Below are 23747 nucleotides of genomic sequence, written 5' to 3' on the forward strand. Positions count from 1 at the left end.
ACGAGGATTCACTGAAAACTCTGAAGCAAACGCGTGATCGACGATCCGAACAAGACATCTAGTCAGACGACGTATGGTCGCTCCGCCGCGCCACCCGTATTGAATGGGAGAATAATTCGATGATCCGTTTTACGTCCAAACTCGCCGCAATTGCGGCCGCCATCGTGTTGCTTGCGGAAAGTAGTGCGCTTGCCCAGACAAAGTACGATACCGGTGCGAACGACACCGAGATTAAGATTGGCAATACCGGCCCATACAGCGGCCCGGCTTCGGCTTATGGCATCGTCGGCAAGACCGAGGAAGCCTATTTCAGGATGATCAATGATCGGGGTGGCGTCAAAGGCCGCAAGATCAACTTCATTTCTTATGACGACACTTACAGCCCGCCCAAGACGGTGGAGCAGACCCGCAAGCTCGTAGAGAGCGATGAGGTGCTGTTGATCTTCAATCCGCTCGGCACGCCGACCCAGTCGGCGGTGCAGAAGTACATGAACGCGAAGAAGGTCCCGCAACTTTTCATCGCGTCCGGCGCCAGCAAGTGGGACGATGCCGGGCAATTTCCTTGGACTATGGGCTTTCAGCCGAGCTATCGCGCGGAGGCGCGAATTTTTGCCAAGTATATCCTGGCCAACAAGCCTGATGGCAAGGTCGCGGTGTTCTACGCGAATGACGATTTCGGCAAGGATTATGTCGCCGGGCTGAAGGATATCCTCGGCGACAACTCCTCAAGGATTATCATCGCCGAGGAAAGTTACGAGAACAGCGAGCCCAGCATCGACTCTCACATCGTCAAGCTGAAGGGCACCGGCGCCGACGTACTGGTCAACATCTCCACGCCGAAGTTCGCCGCGCAGGCCATCAAGAAGATGCATGAGATCGGCTGGAGGCCAATCCATTTGATGACCGACGCGTCAATTTCGATCGGTACGGTGATGCAGCCGGCCGGCCTCGATGCCTCTGAGGGTATCCTCTCGGCAGGCTTCCTGAAGGATGCGTCTGACCCGCAATGGAAAGATGATGCCGGCATGAAGAAGTTCATGTCTTTCGTTGAAAAGTACATGCCGGGCGCCAATGTCGCCGACTCAAATCTGGCTTACGGTTACACTGCCGCACAGACCATGGTGTATGTGCTCGAACAGTGCGGAGACGACCTTACCCGAGTCAACATCATGAAACAGGCGACCAGCATCAAGAACTTTGTTCCGGATATGCTGATCACAGGCATTCACGTCAAGACTAGTGCGGCGGACTTCGCGCCAATCGAACAACTCAAGATTATGAAGTTTTCGAACGGAAAATGGGATCTTTTCGGGGACGTGATCAGCGTCGAGACGGAACGCTAGAGGACGATCGAACAGGAGAACCTTCGCTACGCCAATATTACGTCGCATATACTGCCGCTCTGGGGTCTCTGATGATGGCGGGTTGAATGGATCGGATATGCCCGACGAACCTCTGCTTATGTAGCCCTCGGTGAAATGCGGGTGGCCTTCAGGCATGCTTTCGATGCTCAATTCGCGGTATCACCCCCGCATCGACCGGCCGATTAGGGCCGCCCCAAGGTCACACCGCCTATGCGCTATTGAGAACCCATGATCAGTTTGAAGACGTTGGCCGCTTTAGGTCAAAGACTTCGTGCCAATGACCGCTCTTGGCGGATTGTGTTGAGGAAGTCGGCGAACTAATCGTTCGGGATAGATCGAAGAGACAGGCGCGCGCGGGTTCTCTGGTGCTTTAAGCGGGTTTCAAAGCGGGCGGCAGGATCAGCTTTGCCAGCTTTCGGAGGTTCTGGGCGGTGGCCGCCAGGAGGAACTCGTCCCGAGCACCAAAGGGGCCTCTCAGCCTGAGGCGATCGAGGCGCAGGATACGCTTCAGGTGGGCGAACAGCATCTCGATCTTCTTCCGTTCACGCCGCGACGTCACGTAGGCCTCAGTCTTGGCGATATCGCGCGCGACGTCTCGGGCGTTCTCGTAAATTGAACGCGGGACCTTGCGAGCAGGCATTTTCGGACAACACCGTGGCTTCAGCTCGCAGCCGTCGCAGTCATACTTGCTGGCGCGATAGAGCAGTGTTGCTCCGTCGTTCACCAGAGTGCCGGTAGAGGTCAGCACCGTGCCGGCTGGACAGAGGTAGATATCGGCTTGCTGATCATAGTTGAAGTCTCCGCGCGAGAACGTCCCATCGTCGCGGGCCGACTTGTCGAACACTGGAATGTGCGGCTCGATCGCGCGCTCGTTGACCAGCCATCCCAGCATCTCGGCTGACCCGTAGGCACTGTCGGCGGCCAGGCGCTCGGGACAGAGCCCGAGGCGCTCTTCGGTGCGCTCAATCATTGTGCGTGCCGCACCGGCCTCGGCCTGCCGGATAGCTCGCGTCGCCTCGACATCGACGATGATCGCCGCCTTCAGGTCGATCAGATAGTTGTCGGCGTAGGCAAAGAAGGCATGTCCTTTGTGAGCGCCGGTCCATTGTGCGGCCGGATCCGACCTGGAGATGAACTTCGGTACCGTCTCGCTGGCTGCGCCCCAGGCAGCCTCATCCAGGGTATCGAGATATTCCCGGACGGATCGGCGCGTCCTGGCGATGGCCTTCCAGTCGACATCATCAGACCCGGCGGCAGAGCGCTGCTTGTTGGCATCGGCAGCAATCAGGCTGGCATCGACCGCAAAGGCAGCCCCGTCGACCAGCCCCTCGGCCATGCAGCGCCGGACCACGGTCTCGAACAGCTTTCGCAGCAGATCGCAATCGCGGAAGCGGCCATGCCTATTCTTGGAGAAGGTCGAGTGGTCCGGCACCTCGCCATCGAGCCCGAGCCGGCAGAACCAGCGGTAGGCGAGGTTCAGGTGCACCTCTTCGCACAGCCGCCGTTCGGAGCGAATGCCGTAGCAGTAGCCAACCAGCAACATCCGGACGAGCAGTTCGGGATCAATCGAAGGCCGGCCGGTCGAGCTATAAAATGGCGCCAGATGGCCTCGAACCTCTGACAAATCGACAAAGCGATCAATCGACCTCAGCAAATGGCCGGCCGGAACATGTCGCTCAAGTGAGAACTCGTAAAACAGTGCCGCCTGATCGACCTGCCGAGGACCCATCATCGACTCAAATCTCCACCCACTAAGGGGAAATGAATCAGCGATCTTCTTCGACTTCAACAGTCGAGTTTTTCAACACAATCGGCGCAAAGCGGACATCGGCCAAAGCTAATGTTAAGCGCTGTCATTCTTACGGCATTTGTCGAGTTGCAGCTTTCATCTGGAACGCCTTGGCCCTGATCGTAGTCATGAAGCTGACGAGCCGTTCCATGTAGAGATAGATCACCGGCGTTGTGTACAGCGTCAACAATTGTGAGACGCAGAGACCGCCGACGATCGCGATGCCGAGTGGACGCCGCAGTTCCGATCCGACACCGGTGCCGAGTGCCAGAGGCAGCGCGCCGAGCAACGCACAGAGCGTTGTCATGGTGATGGGCCTGAACCGCAGGATGCAGGCCTGGATGATGGCTTGCCTCGGCGACACCCCACCTCGCTCCGCCGTGAGCGCGAAATCGATCATCATGATGGCATTCTTCTTGACGATGCCGATCAGGAGAATGATGCCGACCAGGCCCATGACATCGAGCTGCCCACCCGCCAGCATGAGCGCTGCGAGGGCGCCGACGCCGGCCGACGGGAGCGTCGACAAGATCGTGAGTGGGTGCACCACGCTCTCGTAGAGAACGCCGAGCACGATGTAGACTGCTACCAAGGCGGCTAAGATCAGCAGGGGCTGAGTGGCCAACGAGGCTTGAAACGCCTGGGCTGTGCCCTGGAAGCCGGTTTTAATGGTAGGGGGCATGCCGATCCTTGTCTTCATCGTGTTCACGGCCGTTACCGCCTCTCCAAGCGCTACATTGGGCGCGAGATTGAAGCTGAGCGTGACCGAGGGGAACAGGCTCTGATGATTGATCGCCAGCGGCGCAACGGACGTGCCGACCTTTGCGAATGTGCTGAGCGGGATCTGCTTGCCGGCGTTGTTTCCGACATAGATGTTATCAAGCGCGCCGGTATCGACCCTGAACCTGGGATCGACCTCCATCACGATCTTGTGCTGGTCGAGCTGGGTGAAGATGGTCGCGACTTGCCGCTGACCAAATGCATCGTACAGCGTATCGTCGATCGCCTGGGGGGTGACGCCGAGACGGCTGGCCGTGTCGCGGTCGATCACGATGCTGGCGTGGGGGGCGGCTGACTGAAGATCGCTCGCGACATCGCGGATCTCAGGCAGCTTGCGCAGTTCGCCAGCCATGGTGTCGGCCCATTGATACAATTCGGGAAGATTGGGATCCTGCAGCGTGTACTGAAACTGAGTCTGCGTCATCCGTCCGCCCACGTTGATGCCCTGCACGGCCTGCATGGCGAGACTCACCCCGGTCATTCCGGACATCTGCTTGCGGATCCGCGCGATCACCTGGTCGGCCGTTGCCGAACGGTCCGACTGTGGCTTCAGGACGATCTGCAGATTGCCGGTGTTCATGAGCCCCGAGCCGCCGAGGTTGGAACGGACGGTGGCGACCGCCGGGTCTTTCATGATGAGGTCGACCACGCCCTCCTGTTTGGCGGCCATGGCCTCGAACGAGATATCCTGCGCAGCCTGTGTGGAGCCCGAGATCAGCCCGAGATCCTGCTGCGGGAAAAAACCTTTCGGGATGACGACAAAGAGATAGGCCGTCAACGTCAGCGTCGCCGCGAAGGACAGCATCACCAGGACCGGACGGGCGATGATGCTGAGCAAGGACCGCTTGTATCCGGCTTCGAACAGAGCGAACCCCCGTTCCAGAGCACGAGATACCAGGCCGCGGCGGGCTTCGGGCAGGTGGCCTCGAATCATCAGAGCGCACATCATGGGCGTCAGGGTCAGCGAGACGATGGCCGAGATGATCAGCGCCACCGACACCGTGATCGAGAACTCCCGGAAAAGCCGACCAACCATTCCGCTCATCAAGAGAAGCGGGATGAATACTGCGATGAGCGACACCGTCATGGACACGACCGTGAAGCCGATTTCGCTTGCACCCTTGAGTGTCGCCGCCATGGGTGAAGCGCCCTCCTCGACATGGCGCATAATGTTCTCGATCACGACGATGGCGTCGTCGACCACGAAGCCAACGGCGATGGTCAGCCCCATGAGCGAGATGTTGTCGAGGCTGTAGCCAAGCACATACATAATTCCGAACGTGCCGATCAGGGACACCGGAATGGTCACGGCTGGGATAATCGTCGCGCTGAGGCTCTTCAGGAACAGATAGATGGTCAGCACCACGAGGCCGATCGTGATCAACAGCGTTCTCTGCACGTCGTTGACCGCGGCCTGCACCGCGACGGTCGAATCACCTACCGTGGTCACCTGGACGGAGGGTGGAAGCCGTAGCCGCAGCGCTGGCAGCGCCGCTCTCACGCCCTTGACCACATCGACCGCGTTGGCGCCGGGTTGGAGGTGCACGTCGATCGTGACGGCCTTCCGGCTATTGTACCAGGCGCCCATCGTGATGTTCTCGACGCTGTCGATAGCGCGTCCGATGTCGCTGATCCGCACCGGCGAGCCGTTGCGGTAAGCGATGATGGCTGTGTTTGCATTCGTCGAGGTGAGGAGTTGATCGTTGGCGTCCAGCGTGACGGAACGCTGGCTGCCATTAAGGGTGCCTTTCGGGCCGTTGGTGGTGGCGACCCCGAGAGCCGCGCGGATGTCTTCAAGGCTCAGGCCCATGGATGCGATCTTCATCGGATCAAGTTGGATCCGAATCGCCGATTTCGATGATCCGGGCATGTCCACAAAACCGGCGCCCGGGATCTGGGACAGGGTTTGCGCCACGAGATTGGTGGCGTCATCCATCACTTTCGGCAGCGGGATGGTGTCCGACTGCATCACGATGGAGATTGCGGTGAACTGGGCAGGATTGACTTTATGATAGGTCGGCGGATTGGGCATCGTCTTCGGCAAAAGCCCGCTTGCCGCATTGATGGCGGTCTGGACATCCTGAGCAGCGCCATCGATATTCCGGTTGAGGTCGAACTGCAGCGTCAGGTTCGACGTGCCGAGCGTGCTCGTGGACGTCATCTGCGCAACGCCCGGGATGTTGGCGAACTGCTGCTCGAGCGGACTCGCAACCGTGGCCGCCATGGTTTCGGCATCGGCACCTGGCAGGGTCGCCTGAATCGCGATGGTCGGAAAATCGACCTGCGGCAGCGAAGATACCGGTAACAGCAGATAGGCGACAGCGCCCACCAGAATTACGCCGAGGGTCAGAAGCGCAGTGGCAACGGGACGCTCGACGAATCGCTTCGAGATGTTCACAGGAGCTTACCTTCAATAGGCGGGATGTCGGATCTACTGTGCCGCGCTGGTCCGATCGGCGATCTTCTGGGGACCGGCATCGTTCGGCAAAATGGACACTTTCAGGCCCGGCTTCAGGCTGTATTGGCCATCTGTGACCACCGTCTCGCCTGCACTCAACCCGGAAGCGATGATTGTCGTGTCTCCGGCCACGCGCGCAACCGTGACCGGGCGTTGGGCCAAAGTCATGTCCGGCTGCACGAGGTAGACGTATGAACCGCTCGTCGACTGCTGCACGGTGCTGGACGGGACGGTGACGACGTCCGACAGCAGCAAGCTCTGGATCGACGCGTTGACGAATTGACCGGGCTTGAGCACGTGGTCGTTGTTCGGAAACGTCGCCTTGAGTTTAATGGTCGCGGTAGTCGGATCGATGTGATTGTCAACGAGGCTCAGATCACCGGTGGCGAGCAGCCGAACATTGTCGGGCGATCGCGCCGTTACCGGGACGATAGATGTCGGCCGGCCCACTGCCCAATGACCGATGGCTTCGGAGGGCACCGTAAAAACCACCGAAATCGGCTCGAGCTGATTGATGACCACCAGGCCGGGATCGGACGGAGTGATCATGTTGCCCGCATCGATCATCCGGATTCCGGCGATGCCGCTGATCGGCGAGGTGATCGTGGCAAAGTCGAACTGGGTCCTGGCGGTTTCGATCGCTGCCTGATCGGCCAGGATCGTGGCCTGCAATCCAGCGAGCTGGAATTTTTGCGTGTCGAGAGACTGGCCCGTCGCAAAGCCCTTTTGCGCGAGGCTGGTGATGCGCTGGAGATCGGCGTTCGTGTTGTTGAGTTGCGCCTGGTCCTTGGCCAGGTTGGCCTCGGCCTGATGCAGCGGCGACAGGAATGGCCGGGGGTCGATGTGCGCCAGCTCGTCGCCGGCGTGGACAAGCTGCCCCTCCGTGAAGACGATGTCGCTGATCTGGCCGCTCACGCGCGGTTTGACAGTCACGCTGTTGAAAGGCTGAACCGTGCCGAGCCCGGTCACATAGATCGGTACGTTCTGCGTTTTGGCTTGTGCGGCCTTTACGCCGAGAATTGTAGCGGAGATCGAAGGCGGCGGCGCGCCGGTGGCAGTTGCCTTGTTATGGATGGTGGCGTAAGCGCCATAGCCGGTGCCGCCAAGAAGCGCCAGGATCACGATGGTCCGCAACCGATGACGTTGTGGTCGCGGCAACGCGATGGCGGGGCTGCCTGCCTCGTCGCCAATGTCCTTTGCAAAAGATCGGTCGGTCATCGTTCTCCAATCCACCGGATGGGTCTGATAGCGTCGCTCTCAGGCAAAGTAGGCCGGAGCAAGTCCAACCTGACGGATCGGGGGTAGAACGCGCGTCGCCCAAGGATGAAATCGGTTTTAATCAGCCCCCTGGTCCGGTTGTTCCGCGGTGTCGTCAGGCTCCCGGATCATGTAGCCGGCGCCTGGGACCGTTCGGATCAACGGATAAGAGAAACCCTCATCGATTTTTTTTCGCAGCCGGTGGATATGCATGTCGACGATGTTGCCACGTGCCTCGAAATCATAATCCCAGGCGGCTTCCAGCAGCATGGAGCGCGTAACGACCTGGCCGGCGTGGCGGACCAACTGTTCCAGCAGCAGGAATTCGCGACGTTGGAGCGTTACCGGCCGTCCCGCCCGTAATACGGTCCGGCTGACTGTGTCGAGTTCCAGGTCGCCAACCCGCAGCACCGCAAGGCGTCGCGAGCGATCGGCCCGGCGGCCAAGCGCCTCGAGGCGCGCCAGGAGTTCCACGAAGACGTAGGGCTTGGTGAGATAGTCGTCGCACCCGGCGCGCATTCCCTCCACGCGATCGGCCGTGCTCGCGACGGCGCTCAGCATCAGTACCGGAAGGCGGGGGTCATGCTCGCGCAGGCGCCGGACCAGGGTCAGGCCATCCATCGCCGGCAGCATGCGGTCGAGGACGAGTGCTTCGTAGATGCCTTCGAGCGCCATCGCCAGCGCGGTTTCGCCATCGGCGACGCGATCCACGATATGACCACTCTCGATGAGGCCCCGCACCAGGTAATTCGCGGTGCGATCATCGTCTTCGGCAACCAGGATCCGCACCCGCGTGCCTTTCTTAAACTGGATTTCATGTGTGGTAGATGGGCGCTTTGCTCTCTATATGGCAAACAGGTCCAGGTCCTTTGGAGAAGAAGCATGGCCAGGGTGCTGGTAGTTGAAGATGATGTCCAGACCGCCGCGGAGATTGCGGCGGCACTGGGCGATTCCGGCTTCGACGTCGATTGCGCCCATACCGGCCGCGAGGGATTGCTCAAAGCGGGCGCGGACACGTATGAGGCCATCGTGCTGGACCGCATGCTGCCCGGCGGCGTGGACGGCCTTGCGGTTCTCTCGACGCTTCGCACGGTCGGGATCGAGGCGCCGGTTCTCATCCTCAGCGCTTTGTCTGCGGTGGACGAGCGGGTGCGAGGACTCCGCGCCGGTGGCGACGACTACCTGACCAAGCCCTTCGAATTTCTAGAGCTGACTGCCCGGATCGAGGTTCTGGTACGGCGCCAGGCGATCCCGCAGCGGGAGACGATGCTCCGGGTCGGCGACCTGGAGCTCGACCTTCTGAGCCGCGAAGTGCGCCGCGCCGGTCGGCCCGTCGAGCTGTTGCCGCGAGAGTACCATCTGCTCGAGTATCTCATGCGGCAACCGAAACAGGTTGTGACGCGGACGATGCTGTTCGAAGAGGTCTGGGGATATCATTACGACGAGCGCACGAACGTCATCGACGTGCATATTGGCAAGCTCCGCCGGAAGCTCGACGAAGGCGGGTTGCCGTCCCTGATCCATACCGTGCGCAGCTCCGGGTATGTTCTCCGTGCGGCTGAATGATCTCCGGCGCACGACGAGCTTTCGGCTCGCGCTGCTGTTTCTTGCGCTGTTCGGAGCGGCGTCCCTGACTCTGTTCGGTTTCCTCTACTGGCAAACCGCCGGTTACTTGAAAAGCGGGACGGACGAATGGCTCGCCAGGGAGATCAGGAGCCTGGTCGCAGCAAGCCCCTCGCAGCTCATCGAACATCTGCAGGAGCACGCCGCGCACGATCCCGGGGCGAACCGTCCGTTCGCTTTGTTCGATGCCGCCGGGAACAAGGTCGAGGGCAATCTGGCAAACCTGCCGACATCCTCGCTGCCGTCGGACCGTCCCTTCGAGTTCAGCCTGAACCGAGGCGGCGAGGCGGTGCCGTTCCGGGGCCTGGCGCGCCGGCTGCCGTCGGGGAACATTGTCCTCGTCAGTCAGAATGTGTGGGAGATGCACGAATTCCGTGAACTGCTGCTCGGTGCCATGACTTGGGGCGGCCTGCTGGTTCTCATCATGGGGCTGGCGGGCGCGGCTGCGATCGGCGCCGGGTCGGTGCGCCGCATCGATGAGGTCACCGGTGCCATCGAGCGCATCGTCAAGGGCAATTTAGCCGGGCGCCTCCCGACCCGGGGGACCGCCGGCGATCTCGACCGGCTGGTCGAAGTCGTCAATGGAATGCTGGACGACATCGAGCGGCTGATGCACGAAGTGAAGGGCGTGAGCGATGCAGTCGCGCACGATTTGCGCACGCCGCTGACGCGGCTGCTCGCCGGCCTTGAGCGGGCGGGCCGGCGCGCCGCCTCGGTCGACGAATACGCGGCCGCCGTCGATGAGGCGATTGGCGAGACCAAGGCCGTTCTTTCGACATTTGGCGCAATGCTGCGCATCTCCGAAGTCGAGGACGGCGCGCGGCGCGCTGGCTTCAAGACGTTGGATCTTGCCGCCATCGCGGCCGATGTAACGGAGTTCTATCAGCCGCTGGCTGAGGCCAAGCGCGTGTCGTTCTCGCTGAAAGACGAGAACACCGGGTCGGGTAGGATCGCTGGCGATCCAAGTCTGCTGTTCGAGGCAATCGGCAACCTGGTGGACAATGCGATCAAGTTTACGCCTTCGGGGGGCCGAGTTACGGTGCGCGTCTTTTGCGAGAATGAAAGGCTCGGCATCATCGTGGCCGATACCGGACCCGGCATCCCCGCAGAGGAACGCGAGGCTGTGCTGCGGCGCTTCTATCGCGCAGAGAGGAGCCGCCACACCCCTGGGAGTGGACTGGGGCTCAGCCTCGTGGCGGCCGTGGCCAGGCTGCACGGCCTCGATCTCGTCATCGAAGATGCCAAGCCGGGCTGCCGCGTGACACTGCGGCGAGAGAGTAACTCGACTTGGCCGAGCCTCGCTGTGGCAGCAACGCAGTGGGACTAGCGGCAGCGGCAGGTGAGCGTGCTTTCCGGCGCGGCTCACCGGTGGGCCGTGGACCGTGATCTAGTCGAGATGGCGGCCGGCTTCTGATCGAAGCGTTATCAATCCAGGCCGTGTCTATTTATGCCCGTGCTAGTGAAGTTGTGAACGGCTGCTTTTGTGAAGGTTTGCGGATGGCGGCCCATGAAGGTGGCGCGGTGGTCACGGGGGCCGGCGTACGCAAACCTCCAGGGGAGGAAACCGCGGGAGGCGTGGCGAGGTGGTGCGTCAGGCGCTATGGGGATTTAGCTGCTGCCGGTCTTTTGCCGAGGTGGGTTGGGAGCTTTCTCGGCAGGCGATCGCGGGCGCTACGAAGCGGGTCGGCCGGTTGCAAGGAGCAGAATCGGAGTTGCGCGGCGGTGATGGAATGAGACGGCGACTATCGTGAGCAGCGCGACGGCGAGCATGGTCATTGCCGACCGATAGCCGGCGCAGCGGAACTGCAGCACTGGGATGTTGCATCGAACGTGATCTGATCATGATGTGTCGATTCTGATCGTGGCAGGGGCTGCGGCGGGACGGGTGCGCGGTGAGCATCCGCGCTGGAACCTCTCGATGATAATCATGCGACCGCCGCAGCACGGGCACGGCTGCGATAGCGGCTTGGGTTCCTCAGTCTCGGCGCGCCTTGTATCCGCGGCCTCGGGCTGTGCCGTTGATGGGTCGAGCAATCGGCGCGCTCGGACGATGTTACCGGCGCGGGTGCCGCTGGCGAGCAGGCCGTAGTGGCGGATGCGGTGGAAGCCGTGCGGCAGGACGTGGGTCAGGAATCTGCGGATGAACTCGGCGGTACCGAGTGTCATGACCTTCTGGCGATCACGACCTTCGGTGCGATAGTCCTTCCATCGGAAGGTGACGCCGTTGCGGTCGCAGGCAATCAATCTGCTGTTGGCGATGGCGACACGGTGGGTATAGCGCGACAGATAGGCCAAAACGGCCTGTGGCCCGCCGAACGGGCGCTTGGCATAGACCACCCATTCGACACGGCGCAATGGGGCGAGATACGCGACGAACGCCTGTGCGTCAGCGAGGGCGGCGTGGCCGCCGAAGAACTTCAGGTGGCCGGCTTTGTGGGCCGCGATCAGCTTCTCCAGGAACAGTCGGCGGAACAGGCGAGAGAGCACGCGCACCGGCAGGAAAAAGCCGGGCCGGCACGCCACCCAGCGCTCGCCGTCGAATGAGATTCCGCCGCCCGGCACGATCATGTGCACGTGCGGATGATGGGTCATGGCGGAGCCCCAGGTATGGAGGACCGAGGTGATGCCGACGCGGGCGCCGAGGTGCTTGGGGTCGGCTGCGATGGTGATCAGGGTCTCGGCGGATGCCTTGAACAGCAAATCATAAATGACAGCCTTGTTCTGGTAGGCGATGTCGGCGACGGCCGCCGGCAGTGTGAACACGACATGATAGTACGGCACCGGCAGCAGGTCGGTCTCGCGCGCGGCCAGCCAGTCCTTTGCTGCCGCGCCCTGGCACTTCGGGCAGTGCCGGTTGCGGCAACTATTGTACGAGATCTGGCTGTGCGCGCACTGCTCGCAGCGCGCGACATGCCCACCGAGGGCCGCCGTGCGGCAGTTCTCGATCGCCGACATCACCTTGAGTTGGCCGAGGCTCACATGGCCGGCATTGGCCCGGCGCCATGCCGGGCCGTGGCCGCGGAAGATATCCGCGACCTCCAGCGATGGACGCGACACGCGCCGCGCTTCAGGCGGGCGGTTCGGCGCCCTCCCTGAGCTTGGTTGTAATGCGATCGAACGGGCTCACGATCTCCCGGATGGTCTTGGTGGCGACACGCGTATAGAGCGCGGTGGTGTCGAGCTTGGCATGTCCCAACAAGACCTGGATGACCCTGATATCGGTGTTCTGCTCCAGAAGATGCGTCGCAAAGCTGTGTCGCAGGGTGTGCGGGGACACCTGCTTGCCGATCTCGGCCATCTGGGCCGCGGTATCGCAGGCGCGCCTGAGCTGGCGCGCTGACATCGGGTTGACCGGGTTCATTCCGGGAAACAGCCACCCCTGTGGACGTGCCGCGTTGTACCAGGCGCGCAACAGCTCGAGCAGATGCGGCGAAAGCATAACGTAGCGGTCTTTGTGGCCCTTGCCCTGTTCGATCCGGATCACCATGCGCTTGCTGTCGATGTCGGATACCTTCAGCGCGACCACCTCGGACACGCGCAATCCGGCTCCATAGGCTACACTCAATGCCGCCTTGTATTTGAGCTCCGGTGCCGCATCGAGAAAGCGGGCGACTTCTTCCGGGCTCAGGACCACCGGCAGCTTGCGGGGCAACGTGGATAAACTGGGTGTGGTTCACGATGTCGGCGCGCCCGAGCGTGATCTTGAAAAAGAACCGCAGTGTCGAGACGCTTTGGTTTGAGGGTCGGAACGCCGGCACCGCTCGTCGCCAGATGGAGCTGATAGCGGCGTACGTCTTCGAAGCTCGCCGTGTCGGGCGAGCGGCCGAGGAAGGCAGCGAAGTGCTTGACCCTCTGCACGTAGTCATGTTGGGTCTTCGGCGCGAACAGGACGCCCCGCCGCGCTATCGTGTTGGCTGTGCTGCCAGCCGCAGGCGCCCTACCGCGCGAGCGGTTTAGTCCTGTGGCGCAAAGCGGACGTTCGCCAAATCAGAATCTGGTGCGATTTGTCGGAAGACTCGGTCGAACGTTCAGTTGCGATTTGCCCCTTGCCTACCGACGGGCGGTTCGAGCGTGACCTCCTTCAAGCGATCGCCACTGGCGATGACGACCACGAAGTTTAGTTTGCCATCCTGGCTCATTAGACCTCCGGCAAGAGCGCTTCCCGCCGCAGCTTTCTCGGCGATGCGTACGGCGTCAGACAGCTCTTGTTCAACTGACCTCAGGGCAATGATGTTGCCCAGATCCTCTAGGTCGAGCTCCGTCAGCGATGACGAAATTTCCTTTTCCGTAACGCCTCCCGTGTTCGCATCTATGACATTCTCCCAGATTCGCTCATTTTTTACCGTCCGCACTCGATAAACCGGCGGACCGGATATCTCCAAGCTAATGTCGGCGGCCCTTGAACCGTCATGTAAATGCTCGGCGATCGCTACCGCCTGACTCAGTGGAATTTTTATGGTGCGAAGTTGCTTGAGCAAGCGACGGTTCATTGCCTCCTCGGCCTCGCGTTGAGCGGCTACGCCCGAATTTGCGGCGTTCAAAATTGCATGGGTGACATCGGCTATCGCGCCCGTAGGAGCAAGCGTGGCGAACCAGATGATAATCGCTAATAATCGCTTCTTGGACATGAGGTAGATCCTGAGACGCTTGGTCAAGATTGACCGGTGGCTTTACTGGTGTGTGTCGAAACTCCGATGCCGATCAGATCGCCGCCGCTTCTCGGACCGAGTCTGAGCGAAATTGCGCTGTGATTCCAACGCGAGGCCTAACCGCCTCCTGCTTGAGCCCGCTGGATCGGAAGCTCCCGGACCTAATTGCGCCAACGTTTCACGGACACGGGGCGAGATTGCGGAGTTCCCGTCACTCGCATCGGCTTGCTCGGACAATGACGTGGGCGGCTGTCGTACAGCATCGGCGACATCAGAGCTGAGCGGCGGCGAGGGGGCAGTGGCAATCTCCTTGCCCGGAAGCATAGACGGGAATGTGGGCTGGCTGGTATCGATGATAACTGTTTCCGGTCGCTTCAGGTCGGAGGTGATCCGGATCGGCGGTCGCGTAAAATGCGATTCGATGAGCTTGCTTGGCGGCGGCGGGGATAGCAGGGAATCAGCTGCAAAAAGCAGCACGAGCAACGTCCCGCCGACCCAGAGAAAATAATCCCGCAGCGGAATTTGAGAATCGACTGTGCCGCGCGCACGCGTCGATAAGACGGATCTCGTGCTCACGGCGCCCGGCTCCCGCGCTGAAGTTTCTTCGGCGCGATCCAGGATCGCTCGTCGGCTGTTCGGCCTGATGTAGATGGCATGTGTTGTTTCCGTTTTGATTTCGGATGGTTCATGGCCGCGGTTGCAGGTGCGTAAGTTTGGCTTCGAGATGGCCACGCGTGCCGTGCCAGTCGTTCCTGGATCCGGGTCAATCATGAGGGGTCCACACCGCGCGCTCCTCGGCCGGGTAAAGCTGGGCACCTCTGCGCACGAGCTCCGCCTCAATTATGTTGAATGCGAATTCAACGGGTACGAGCCAGACGTTGACCGAATAGATGATGCAATCGCGAGCGAGGAGGAGGGCTGACGTCACGAAGCGACCCTCCGCCACCGGGCTTGCCGCTTGATAGGCGCCGCCTTTCGATCGACGAACGCGTGCAGCCCGGCCAGCAACGATATAGTAACGCCCAGCAGCAAGCTCAGGCCTACGAGAGCCAGAGCCACGATCAGGTTCAGGGATGCGACTGCAAGCCCCGGCCACGGATTTTCCTTTGCGAGCGACCACAAAAGTGTTGACATTCTTCGCCTCCGAAATAAACTAAACCGTATAGTTCATATAAATCCCGAGCCGCCGGATGTGTCAAGAGCGAAGACTCACAAGCTCGTGTTCAGGCAGGTCGACGGGCGGGAAATCGGAGCGAGACGCTGCGTTCGCGTTCGAACGCGCGATGCCCAGCAGAAGAAAGGATTCTAATGTTCAAGTACACCTTAGTCGTCATGCTGGCGGCGTTGTTTGGCAATGGGACTGCCATTGCGCAGGAGAACCGCGGCACGGCCGAGCAGAGGGCCGCCTGCGCGCCTGACGCCTTCCGGCTGTGCCTTAGCTACATCCCCGACGCCACCAATGTGGAGGCCTGTCTCAGGCAAAGAAAGTCAGACCTGAGTGATGCTTGCAGAGCCGTCTTCGATCGCGCTGCGGAAGCGGCTTCAGTCAGGACAATAGGATCGCCCCGCTATCGCGGCGCGAGAGATGAGGAATGATCGCATGAACACGATCTATGCTCCCGCATTCGCCGCGTTCGGAGGCTCGGCCTTCGGAGCGATCTCCACGATTCTAACTGGATGGGTGACTCGGCGCCGCAGGCTTCGCGAGCGTCACTATGCCCGGTCGATTTCCAAGCGCGAGCGGCTCTATCGAAGCTTCATCGAGGAGGCCTCCCGGGTCTACGCCGACGCGCTCGTCAGCGACAAATCCGAGATTCCGCAGCTGGTCAATCTGTATGCGCTCATAGGGCGGATGAGGGTTCTGTCCAGCGATCAAGTGGTTCGAGCCGCGGAGCGGGCAGGTCGCCTGATCATCGAAACCTACCTGTCACCGAATCGCGAATTTGGCGATCTGCCTGAGTTTCTGGAGGAAATGGATCCCTTGCGTGGCTTCGGGGAAGCCTGCCGACGCGAATTGCATTCGATCCCATCTCATTGAGGTCCCAAGCGATGCAGGAACGCATATCTCAGGCCGGATCGCTGTGCATTCGTCAGCGAATCGTACAAGCAGCGATCCGATTGCACCGTCAAATCGGGTTCAAGAAGACTACCGTCGCCGATATCGCTCGCGGTGCGGCGATGTCGCCCGCCAACGTCTACCGCTTCTTCCCTTCGAAGCAGGCGATCGAAGAGGCGGTCGTGACGGATTTGTTCGAACAGGTCACCGCGGCCGCAACGCTTGCGGCTCTCTTGAGCGGTTCGGCTCTGGAGCGTCTAACGGCCACTTTGAGCGCAATCTCGCAGCTGCACGAACATCGGCTGGAGAACGACAGCAAACTACACGAATTGGTCGCTACGGCGGCACGCGAGAACTGGGCAGTCGCGCTGTCTTACGCAGACCGGATCCGGGGGCTTGTGCGCACGATCATTACTGGCGGACAGGCGAGCGGCGAACTGCGACCGGGAAGTCCGATGGCGATGACGTGTTGCCTGCTTGAAGCAATGGACGGATATCTCAATCCGTCGCGGATCAACAAGGCTACCGTTCGGCCCACGTTTGACGAGATGATGGATTTCTGCGCAAGCGCCCTGCATCACGTACCGTGGGTTCAGTCGATCGACCTGGCCGCCGACTTAAGTCCCCAAGCCGTGGCGCAAGGATAGCGAGCGGGGTGGCTGATTCACGGCCTCCAGTCTGCCTCGCAAGCCGCAAGAAAGAAATTGACCCGTTCGTGCAGGAACGTCGGCAGCTCTTTTTTGAGATCCTTCAGGTCCTCACCCATCAGAGATCTCATAAGCATCGGAAGCAGGATGAGATCCATGAACATCTGAGCGGTCGCTACGCTCCGCTTTGCGCTGAACGGTCCTTTAGGTGAGCGCGCGACCTTCTGCGTTGCGTCGTTCAAGAGCTGCGATACTGCCCCAGCCGCACGGTCGCGCGCCGCGTCGTGAACATTTCGGCTCAATTCGGGAAATCGCCGCGCCTCGGCGATCGTCGCGCGCGTGAGGTCCAACGTGTCCTCGACGAATCTCCCCACGATCTCGATGCCGAGATTGGTGAGCTTTTCCTGGATGGTGCGGCCTGCCGGCGTGAACCCCTCGAAATCTGTCAATCCGCTGATGGTCCGGGCCACCACAGCCACGAACAGCGCCTCCTTACCCGGGAAATGCGCATAGATGGTCGGTTTGCTCGCGGGGGCCAATTCGGAGATGTCGTCGATGCTGGCGCTCCGAAAACCTTTCTCGAGAAAAAGCTGCTGGGCCGCATCGAGAATCCGCGCCTGGACGTCGCCGGCCAGGTCCTTGGGCGGTCTGCCGCGTTTCGGGCTTTTGTTCTTTGCCATCACCGTTTCCTAATCACGAGTTTGTGCGCGTCTAGATCCCACTTGACACGCCTGGGAGAGAAATGCAATGAAAAGAAAATATACGGTATAGTTTAATTTGACTTCGACGCAGACGGGCCCTGTTCGCTCGGTCTGCGCCAGCTCATCCGGATAACCGGCTGACCGCCAACATGCGGGTTCGGCCGGCCACCCATCCGGCTCAACCTGAGGAGATTGTCGTGACTGTGTGCAGCCCGGATTCGCCAATTGTGGAGCAGGGCCTTCTGCTGCGCGAATTGAATCACCGGATCAATAGCGGGCTCGCCTCGGCGATCAACCTTGTTGCGGCCGCGGCGGTCCGGGTCGACGGGGCCGAGGCCAAGCACGCCCTAAGCGACGTGGTCGAACTGTTGCATGGTTATGCCGATGTGCAACAGGCGCTCGCAATGCCCAAGGGCAAGGCGCTGATCGACGCCGCGATATATGTCCGCATGATGGGCTCCGCCCTGCGCCGTTCGTTGCTGGACCCGATGAATATCCGGCTTTCGGTCGCAACCGAATCGCTTCCGCTCGAACCGGAGCGATGCCGGCGGCTCGGATTGATCGTCCACGGGCTGGTAACCGAGGCCGCGAAGCATGCGTGTTTCGAGGCGCGGACCGGAGAAATCAGGGTCAAGCTGACACGAATCGGGGCGGTGGCAAATTGCGTCGTCCTGGACAACGGGTCGCGGCCGGCATGGGGCGCCACGGGGCGGGGACTGAGGATCAGCAAGGATCTTGCCAAGGGCCTCGGCGGCCGCGTCGAGCACGGCTCCGGCAATGAATTCACGTCCGTCGTTCTCTCGTTTCCGCTGTCAGAGCGTGAGCGACCGGTGAACGGTGCGATGGCGAAGCGTCGCATCATACGGTCGCCTCGCCGGCCGCGTGTCAGCCCATCCGATGCCGCGGCACGCTTCACAGGTGCAAGCTCCCCGGATCGGGACAGCCGCCCCGTTGCAACACGATCGGATCCGATTCCGGCTCGCGGGGCCCAGCCGGTCTCTGCCCGTCCAGCGGCGGACGCGCTGCGCGAGTTGTTGTCACCTGCTAACCCGATGGACTTGCTATGAAACATCATGCTGCGTACCACACCGAAATCGATCAAGCGGCCCGCAAACGCAGGCTGAGGGGTGCTGGTGGCCTGGCGGCCGCGTTTGTCGCAATCGCGCTGAGTGGCTGTAATGATCATGCCGCTGCTCCCGTCACGCGCGCTGCGATCGTGCACACGGAGATCGTGCAGCCCCGTGACCGACAAGCCTCCGTCACCCTGACCGGCGAAATCCAGGCCCGTTTTCGCGCAGAGCTCTCGTTCCGCGTCAGCGGACGTGTGCTCGCACGCTATGTCGATGTCGGCGCGCACGTCGAGGCCGGCGAAGTCCTGGCTCTGCTCGATCCAGCAGAGCAGCAGGCCGACGTTGATGCCGCGTCCGCGGCGGTGCTGGCCGCAGAATCCCAGCTGCGCGTGGCCAAGGTAACCTTCGAACGGCAGAAGGCGCTGATCGCCAGCGGTTTTACCACGCGGACGGTCTACGATCAGGCGCAGGAAGGTTTGCGAACCGCAGAAGGTGCGCTTGAGGCAGCAAAAGCGGAGCTCGGAACGTCGAAAGACGCTCTCGGCCATACCGCGCTGCGCGCCGAAGCGGCAGGCGTGGTCACCGCGCGCAATCTGGAAGTCGGCCAGGTCGTACAGGCCGCGCAGCCCGTTTTCTCCCTGGCGCAGGACGGGGAACGCGATGCCGTGTTTGACATCTACGAATCCCTCTTGTTTGGCGATCTCGATGACAGCCGCGTATCGCTGGCGCTTGTCTCCGACACAGGCGTGACGGCGAGGGGGCATGTCAGGGAAGTCTCGCCCGCGATTGACGCGAAGAGCGCGACCATCCGCGTCAAGGTTGCCATCCATGATCCATCGGCGGCGATGACGCTTGGAAGCGCCGTTGCAGGAACCGTCAAAGCGAAAGCCCAGCAGCAGATCGCATTGCCCTGGAGTGCATTGGCGGCGGCGGGATCGAAGCCTGCGGTTTGGATCGTCGATCCGGCGACCAAAACGGCTGCGCTCAAGCCGGTGACGATCGGCGGTTATGAAGCCCGTGAAGTGCTGATCAAGGCGGGCCTCGAGCCAGGTGAGCGCGTCGTTATCGATGGCGGCAAGCTGCTGAGCGTTGGCCAGGCTGTGACAGATGAGGGAGACCCGTCATGAAGAGACGCGCCATGATTGCAACCGGCACGTTCGTATCCGCGCTGGTGCTGGCTGGATGTCAGCAGGACGCGAAAGCGCCCGAGCCTGTGCGACCCGTGCTGTCGATGGTCCTTGAGCCGAGCCGCACGGACGGCATCGTCGCCGTTGGCGTGGTTGAGCCGCAGTACAGGACCAATCTCGCATTCCGCGTCTTGGGACGTCTGACCGGGCGTCCTGTCTCCGTTGGTGACCTCGTCAGCGAAGGACAAACTGTCGGTGTGATCGATTCCACGGCCCTGGAGCTTGCGGTACGCTCGGCTAAGGCTGAGCTCTCGAAGGCGGAAGCGCTGCTGGCGACTGCGAGGGCGACGGAGGATCGGCAGCGAGCCCTGATCACAACCGACGCCACCACAAAGCAGACACTGGACAATGCCGAGCAGGCGCGGGCCGGTGCCGCCGCGTCGGTGGCGCACGCACAGGCGAACTTGATCAAGGCCACGGAGCAACGGGGCTATGCCCAGCTCAAGGCCGATTTCGCCGGCGTCGTCACTGCGGTGGGCGCAGAAGTCGGACAGGTAGTCTCCCCTGGCCAAAATGTCGTAACTGTCGCAAGGCCCGACATCAGGGAGGCGGTGGTCGATATCGGGGAAGATTTCCCGGTGCCGCTTGAAATTGGCTTGCCATTCACAGTCGGCTTGCAGCTGCTCCCCGCCGTGCAGGTCGACGGCAAGGTTCGCGAGATCGCCCCCCAGGCAGACCCCGTGACGCGCCTGCGGCGAGTCCGCATCGCCCTGAACAATCCCCCTGAAAGCTTCCGCCTCGGCACGACCGTTACGGCGCAGCTCGGCGAAGCGAAAAGTCCGACATTGCGCGTCCCCGCCTCGGCGGTGCTCGCCAAGGATGGCGCGAATTTCGTCTGGGTCGTCGAACAGCCCGCGAACACCGTCTCGCTGCGCAAGGTCGATCTCGCCGGCGACCCCGCAGGTGCCCGCGTCGCCGGCGGGCTCGCCCCCGGCGCGCGCATCGTGACCGCCGGAATCCATAGCCTCAAGCCAGGACAACAAGTCCGTATCGAACAGGATCAGAAGCCATGAAGTCGTTCAACCTTTCCGACTGGGCGCTCCGCCATCGTTCGCTCGTCTGGTATTTCATGTTCGCCTTCATGGCGGCCGGCCTCTTTGCCTATCTTCAGCTGGGCCGTCAGGAGGATCCCGACTTCACCATCAAGACCATGGTGATCCAGGCACAGTGGCCGGGCGCATCGCCCGAAGAGATGACGCGCCAGGTCACCGACAGGATCGAAAAGAAGCTCGAGGAACTGGAATCGCTGTACTACACCAAGAGCGTGACGGTCGCGGGCCAGACCACCGTATTCGTCTATCTGCGAGACACCACAAAGGCTGCTGACGTCAAGCCGACCTGGGTCCGCGTCCGCAACATGATTGCGGATATCAAGGGCGAATTCCCGCAAGGGGTGATCGGGCCGGGCTTCAACGATCGCTTCGGCGACGTGTTCGGCAACATCTATGCCTTCACCAGCGACGGCTTGACCCAGCGTCAGCTGCGCGACGAGGTCGAAGGTATCCGCGCCAAGGTCTTGACCGTGCCTGACGTGGGCAAGGTCGACATTCTCGGCGCGCAGGACGAAGTGATCTATCTCGAATTCTCCACCCGGAAGATCGCGGCCCTTGGCCTCGACGTCCACTCGATCATGGCCTCCCTGCAGGGACAAAACGCGGTCGCGCCGTCCGGCGTGTTCCAGGAGGGGCTCGAGCGGATCAGCGTGCGGGTGAACGGCCGGTTCACGTCGGAGGCAAGCCTGAACGCGGTCAATCTCCGGATCAACGACCGCTTCTTTCCGCTGACTGACGTCGCGACTATCACGCGCGGTTATGCCGACCCGGCCAAGACCTTGTTCAGGTACAACGGACAGCCCGCGATCGGGCTTGCCATCGGCATGAAGTCCGGCGCAAACCTGCTTCACTTCGGCGAGGCGCTGAAGGAGGAAATGTCAAAGGTCATTGCCGACCTGCCGATCGGCGTCGGCGTTCATCTGGTCGCCGATCAGCCGGTCGTCGTCGAGCATGCCGTCTCGAGCTTCACCGAAGCGCTGTTCGAGGCCGTGGTCATCGTTCTCGCTATCAGCTTTCTCAGCTTGGGCATGCGCGCCGGGCTCGTCGTCGCAATTGCAATCCCGCTGGTTCTCGCCATTACCTTCGTGGTGATGAACTATGCCGGCATTTCATTGCAGAGAATTTCGCTGGGCGCATTGATCATCGCGCTCGGCCTTCTGGTCGATGACGCCATGATTGCCGTCGAAATGATGGTGGCCCGGCTGGAGGTCGGCGATCCCCTCGAAAAGGCGGCGACTCACGTCTATGCGTCGACCGCATTTCCGATGCTTACGGGCACGCTCGTCACCGTCGCGGGCTTCATCCCGATTGGGCTGAACAGCAGTAATGCCGGCGAATTTACCTTCACCCTGTTCGTGGTGATTGCGGTCTCCCTGATCGTGTCGTGGATCGTCGCGGTGCTGTTCACGCCGCTGCTCGGCGTCACCATCCTGCCCGCAAAGATGAAGGGCCGCCATGAGGAGAAGGGCCGGCTGGCGCAGATGTTCGCTCGCCTGCTGCTCGTCTGCATGCATCACCGTTGGATCACCGTCGGCGTGACGGTTGCAGCCTTCTTCGTCGCGTTGTTCGGCATGACTTTCGTGCAGCAGCAGTTCTTTCCCTCGTCGGACCGTGACGAGCTGGTGATCGACTGGAATCTCCCACAGAACGCTTCAATTGCGGAAACCAATGCGCAGATGGCGCGCTTCGAGCGCGAACAGCTGCAGGGCAATGGCTCCGTGGAGCATTGGTCGACTTATGTCGGCACCGGCGCGCCGCGGTTTGTGCTGTCGTTCGACGTGCAGACGGCCAATGCATGGTTTGGCCAGCAAGTGGTTGTGACCAAGGGCGGCATAAAGGCGCGCGACCTCGTCAAGGCGCAATTCGAGGAATATCTGCGTAAGACGTTTCCAGGCACCGACACCTACGTCAAGTTGCTCGAGGTCGGCCCGCCCGTGGGGCGTCCCGTGCAGTATCGCGTCAGCGGGCCAGACATCGCGAAGGTAAGGGATCTCTCGCAGGCACTCGCCGGCATCGTCCGGAGCAATCCCGATCTCGGCAACGTCGTGTTCGACTGGATGGAGCCTGCGCGCGTCGTCAAGGTCGACGTTCTCCAGGACAAGGCCCGCCAGCTCGGCGTGACGTCGGAAGACATCGCCACGGCTGTGAACTCGGTGCTCGAGGGTACCCCGATCACACAGGTTCGCGACAGCATCTATCTCGTCAATGTCACGGGACGGGCGACCGCGGTCGAGCGCGACTCGATCGATACGCTCCGGGATCTGCAGTTGGCCGGGCAGGGCGGGCAGTCGGTGCCCCTCGGGGCCGTGGCCAATCTGCGCTATGAGATCGAGCAGCCGACGATCTGGCGCCGCGCCCGCATTCCCACGATCACGCTGAAGGCTGGCATCGTCACCAACGTCCAGCCGAAGACAATCATGGATCAGTTGGCGCCGAGGGTGGCGGAGTTCGGCAAAGCACTGCCGGCGGGTTATTCGGTGGCGATCGGCGGCGCCGTGGAGGAAAGCGCCAAGAGCCAGTCGCCGATCGTGGCCGTCGTTCCGCTGATGCTGTTCGTCATGGCCACGGTCCTGATGATTCAGCTGCAGAGCTTCCATCGCCTGTTCCTGGTGTTTGCGGTCGCGCCGCTTGCCGTGATCGGCGTCGTCATGGCCATGCTGCCGAGCGGCGCGCCGCTTGGGTTCGTCGCCATCCTCGGCGTGTTGGCACTGATCGGCATCCTGGTCCGAAACTCGGTGATCCTCATCGTGCAAATCGAGGATCTGAGGAAGGACGGGCGCCCGGCCTGGGATGCCGTTGCGGAAGCGACCGAGCATCGCATGCGGCCAATCCTGCTGACGGCGGCCGCCGCAAGTCTCGCGCTGATTCCGATCGCGCGCGAGATCTTCTGGGGCCCGATGGCCTACGCGATGATGGGCGGCATCATTGTCGGCACGCTGCTGACGCTGTTGTTCCTGCCGGCGCTCTATGTGGCGTGGTTCCGGATCCACCCTGTTCACGACGATTGCGGGCCAGTGCAAGAGGCCGTTGAACCGACGCACGACACCCATTCGTCGAACCCGACTCTCGCGCCGGCCGCGCCGGTGCCAGTCCTTGAAACGCAAATCTAAAACG

The 23747-nt window shown here is 61.6% G+C and carries 19 protein-coding genes; 10 read left to right on the forward strand and 9 right to left on the reverse strand.

Features of this window, described 5'->3' with window-relative positions:
- The first annotated feature begins 119 nt into the window (after positions 1–119).
- A complete protein-coding gene (locus BLR13_RS33415; protein WP_074814626.1) occupies positions 120–1343 on the forward strand; it encodes an ABC transporter substrate-binding protein in 1224 nt (407 codons plus the stop codon).
- A 391-nt stretch (positions 1344–1734) separates the two neighbouring features.
- On the opposite strand, the gene BLR13_RS33420 is transcribed toward BLR13_RS33415, so the two are convergent.
- The 4 genes from BLR13_RS33420 to BLR13_RS33435 all read right to left on the reverse strand — a co-directional run bounded on the left by BLR13_RS33420 (position 1735) and on the right by BLR13_RS33435 (position 8437).
- Positions 1735–3096, reverse strand: coding sequence for an IS1182 family transposase (locus tag BLR13_RS33420; RefSeq protein WP_074814622.1), 1362 nt, complete (start codon positions 3094–3096; stop codon positions 1735–1737).
- A 127-nt stretch (positions 3097–3223) separates the two neighbouring features.
- Positions 3224–6331 carry an efflux RND transporter permease subunit gene (locus BLR13_RS33425; protein WP_074814619.1) on the reverse strand — a complete coding sequence of 1036 codons (3108 nt, stop codon included), beginning with the start codon at positions 6329–6331 and terminating at the stop codon, positions 3224–3226.
- Between the two features lie 33 nt (positions 6332–6364).
- On the reverse strand, positions 6365–7609 hold the full coding sequence (locus tag BLR13_RS33430; protein WP_079587406.1) for an efflux RND transporter periplasmic adaptor subunit: 1245 nt from the start codon (positions 7607–7609) through the stop codon (positions 6365–6367).
- A gap of 117 nt (positions 7610–7726) precedes the next feature.
- Complete coding sequence (locus BLR13_RS33435; RefSeq protein ID WP_074814616.1) at positions 7727–8437, reverse strand: response regulator transcription factor; 711 nt, start codon at positions 8435–8437, stop codon at positions 7727–7729.
- 93 nt (positions 8438–8530) lie between these two features.
- Here BLR13_RS33435 and BLR13_RS33440 point away from each other — a divergent pair, with 93 nt between their 5' ends.
- Both BLR13_RS33440 and BLR13_RS33445 read left to right on the forward strand, forming a co-directional pair.
- Complete coding sequence (locus BLR13_RS33440; protein WP_074814613.1) at positions 8531–9214, forward strand: response regulator transcription factor; 684 nt, start codon at positions 8531–8533, stop codon at positions 9212–9214.
- The gene (locus BLR13_RS33445; RefSeq protein WP_074814610.1) at positions 9192–10598 is read left to right on the forward strand and encodes a sensor histidine kinase; all 1407 of its coding nucleotides are present in this window, start codon (positions 9192–9194) and stop codon (positions 10596–10598) included. The genes BLR13_RS33440 and BLR13_RS33445 overlap by 23 nt, the downstream gene beginning before the upstream one ends.
- A gap of 512 nt (positions 10599–11110) precedes the next feature.
- Here the strand turns inward: BLR13_RS33445 and BLR13_RS33450 are convergent.
- The 4 genes from BLR13_RS33450 to BLR13_RS33460 all read right to left on the reverse strand — a co-directional run bounded on the left by BLR13_RS33450 (position 11111) and on the right by BLR13_RS33460 (position 13899).
- Complete coding sequence (locus tag BLR13_RS33450; RefSeq protein WP_074814607.1) at positions 11111–12328, reverse strand: IS91 family transposase; 1218 nt, start codon at positions 12326–12328, stop codon at positions 11111–11113.
- Positions 12329–12338: 10 nt separating this feature from the next.
- A complete protein-coding gene (locus BLR13_RS33455; RefSeq protein ID WP_433994242.1) occupies positions 12339–12923 on the reverse strand; it encodes a tyrosine-type recombinase/integrase in 585 nt (194 codons plus the stop codon).
- The gene (locus tag BLR13_RS42765) at positions 12896–13129 is read right to left on the reverse strand and encodes a hypothetical protein (RefSeq protein WP_433994243.1); all 234 of its coding nucleotides are present in this window, start codon (positions 13127–13129) and stop codon (positions 12896–12898) included. Before BLR13_RS42765 ends, BLR13_RS33455 begins: the two co-directional genes overlap by 28 nt.
- 170 nt (positions 13130–13299) lie before the next feature.
- Entirely contained in the window at positions 13300–13899 is a 600-nt protein-coding gene (locus tag BLR13_RS33460; protein ID WP_074814602.1) for a PepSY domain-containing protein, read from the reverse strand.
- 1329 nt (positions 13900–15228) lie between these two features.
- On the opposite strand from BLR13_RS33460, the gene BLR13_RS33475 reads away from it, so the two are divergent.
- The 3 genes from BLR13_RS33475 to BLR13_RS33485 are packed head-to-tail and all read left to right on the forward strand — an operon-like array spanning position 15229 to position 16623.
- Entirely contained in the window at positions 15229–15516 is a 288-nt protein-coding gene (locus tag BLR13_RS33475) for a hypothetical protein (protein WP_074814594.1), read from the forward strand.
- 4 nt (positions 15517–15520) lie between these two features.
- Positions 15521–15958 carry a hypothetical protein gene (locus tag BLR13_RS33480; RefSeq protein WP_074814591.1) on the forward strand — a complete coding sequence of 146 codons (438 nt, stop codon included), beginning with the start codon at positions 15521–15523 and terminating at the stop codon, positions 15956–15958.
- Between the two features lie 11 nt (positions 15959–15969).
- The gene (locus BLR13_RS33485; protein ID WP_074814587.1) at positions 15970–16623 is read left to right on the forward strand and encodes a TetR/AcrR family transcriptional regulator; all 654 of its coding nucleotides are present in this window, start codon (positions 15970–15972) and stop codon (positions 16621–16623) included.
- 17 nt (positions 16624–16640) lie between these two features.
- Here the strand turns inward: BLR13_RS33485 and BLR13_RS33490 are convergent, their stop codons facing one another.
- Positions 16641–17303, reverse strand: a complete 663-nt coding sequence (locus BLR13_RS33490; RefSeq protein WP_074814584.1) for a TetR/AcrR family transcriptional regulator — start codon at positions 17301–17303, stop codon at positions 16641–16643.
- A 170-nt stretch (positions 17304–17473) separates the two neighbouring features.
- On the opposite strand from BLR13_RS33490, the gene BLR13_RS33495 reads away from it, so the two are divergent.
- From BLR13_RS33495 to BLR13_RS33510, 4 genes are read left to right on the forward strand one after another with little or no spacing between them, the layout of a single operon-like run.
- The gene (locus tag BLR13_RS33495) at positions 17474–18391 is read left to right on the forward strand and encodes a sensor histidine kinase (RefSeq protein WP_244524988.1); all 918 of its coding nucleotides are present in this window, start codon (positions 17474–17476) and stop codon (positions 18389–18391) included.
- Entirely contained in the window at positions 18388–19521 is a 1134-nt protein-coding gene (locus BLR13_RS33500) for an efflux RND transporter periplasmic adaptor subunit (protein WP_079587401.1), read from the forward strand. The genes BLR13_RS33495 and BLR13_RS33500 overlap by 4 nt, the downstream gene beginning before the upstream one ends.
- On the forward strand, positions 19518–20594 hold the full coding sequence (locus BLR13_RS33505; RefSeq protein ID WP_074814580.1) for an efflux RND transporter periplasmic adaptor subunit: 1077 nt from the start codon (positions 19518–19520) through the stop codon (positions 20592–20594). Before BLR13_RS33500 ends, BLR13_RS33505 begins: the two co-directional genes overlap by 4 nt.
- Positions 20591–23743: an efflux RND transporter permease subunit gene (locus tag BLR13_RS33510; RefSeq protein ID WP_074814577.1), complete on the forward strand. Its 3153-nt coding sequence runs from the start codon at positions 20591–20593 to the stop codon at positions 23741–23743. Before BLR13_RS33505 ends, BLR13_RS33510 begins: the two co-directional genes overlap by 4 nt.
- Positions 23744–23747: the final 4 nt, after the last annotated feature.

It is taken from the genome of Bradyrhizobium ottawaense (assembly GCF_900099825.1).
GTDB classification, from domain to species: domain Bacteria; phylum Pseudomonadota; class Alphaproteobacteria; order Rhizobiales; family Xanthobacteraceae; genus Bradyrhizobium; species Bradyrhizobium ottawaense_A.

Coding starts and splice junctions, on each gene's coding strand:
- BLR13_RS33485 (WP_074814587.1), top strand. CDS start 15,970: ATGCAGGAACGCATATCTCAGGCCGGATCGCTGTGCATTCGTCAGCGA.
- BLR13_RS33430 (WP_079587406.1), bottom strand. CDS start 7,609: ATGACCGACCGATCTTTTGCAAAGGACATTGGCGACGAGGCAGGCAGC.
- BLR13_RS33475 (WP_074814594.1), top strand. CDS start 15,229: ATGTTCAAGTACACCTTAGTCGTCATGCTGGCGGCGTTGTTTGGCAAT.
- BLR13_RS33510 (WP_074814577.1), top strand. CDS start 20,591: ATGAAGTCGTTCAACCTTTCCGACTGGGCGCTCCGCCATCGTTCGCTC.
- BLR13_RS33500 (WP_079587401.1), top strand. CDS start 18,388: ATGAAACATCATGCTGCGTACCACACCGAAATCGATCAAGCGGCCCGC.
- BLR13_RS33490 (WP_074814584.1), bottom strand. CDS start 17,303: ATGGCAAAGAACAAAAGCCCGAAACGCGGCAGACCGCCCAAGGACCTG.
- BLR13_RS33420 (WP_074814622.1), bottom strand. CDS start 3,096: ATGATGGGTCCTCGGCAGGTCGATCAGGCGGCACTGTTTTACGAGTTC.
- BLR13_RS33505 (WP_074814580.1), top strand. CDS start 19,518: ATGAAGAGACGCGCCATGATTGCAACCGGCACGTTCGTATCCGCGCTG.
- BLR13_RS33445 (WP_074814610.1), top strand. CDS start 9,192: ATGTTCTCCGTGCGGCTGAATGATCTCCGGCGCACGACGAGCTTTCGG.
- BLR13_RS33495 (WP_244524988.1), top strand. CDS start 17,474: ATGCGGGTTCGGCCGGCCACCCATCCGGCTCAACCTGAGGAGATTGTC.
- BLR13_RS33480 (WP_074814591.1), top strand. CDS start 15,521: ATGAACACGATCTATGCTCCCGCATTCGCCGCGTTCGGAGGCTCGGCC.
- BLR13_RS33460 (WP_074814602.1), bottom strand. CDS start 13,899: ATGTCCAAGAAGCGATTATTAGCGATTATCATCTGGTTCGCCACGCTT.
- BLR13_RS33415 (WP_074814626.1), top strand. CDS start 120: ATGATCCGTTTTACGTCCAAACTCGCCGCAATTGCGGCCGCCATCGTG.
- BLR13_RS33440 (WP_074814613.1), top strand. CDS start 8,531: ATGGCCAGGGTGCTGGTAGTTGAAGATGATGTCCAGACCGCCGCGGAG.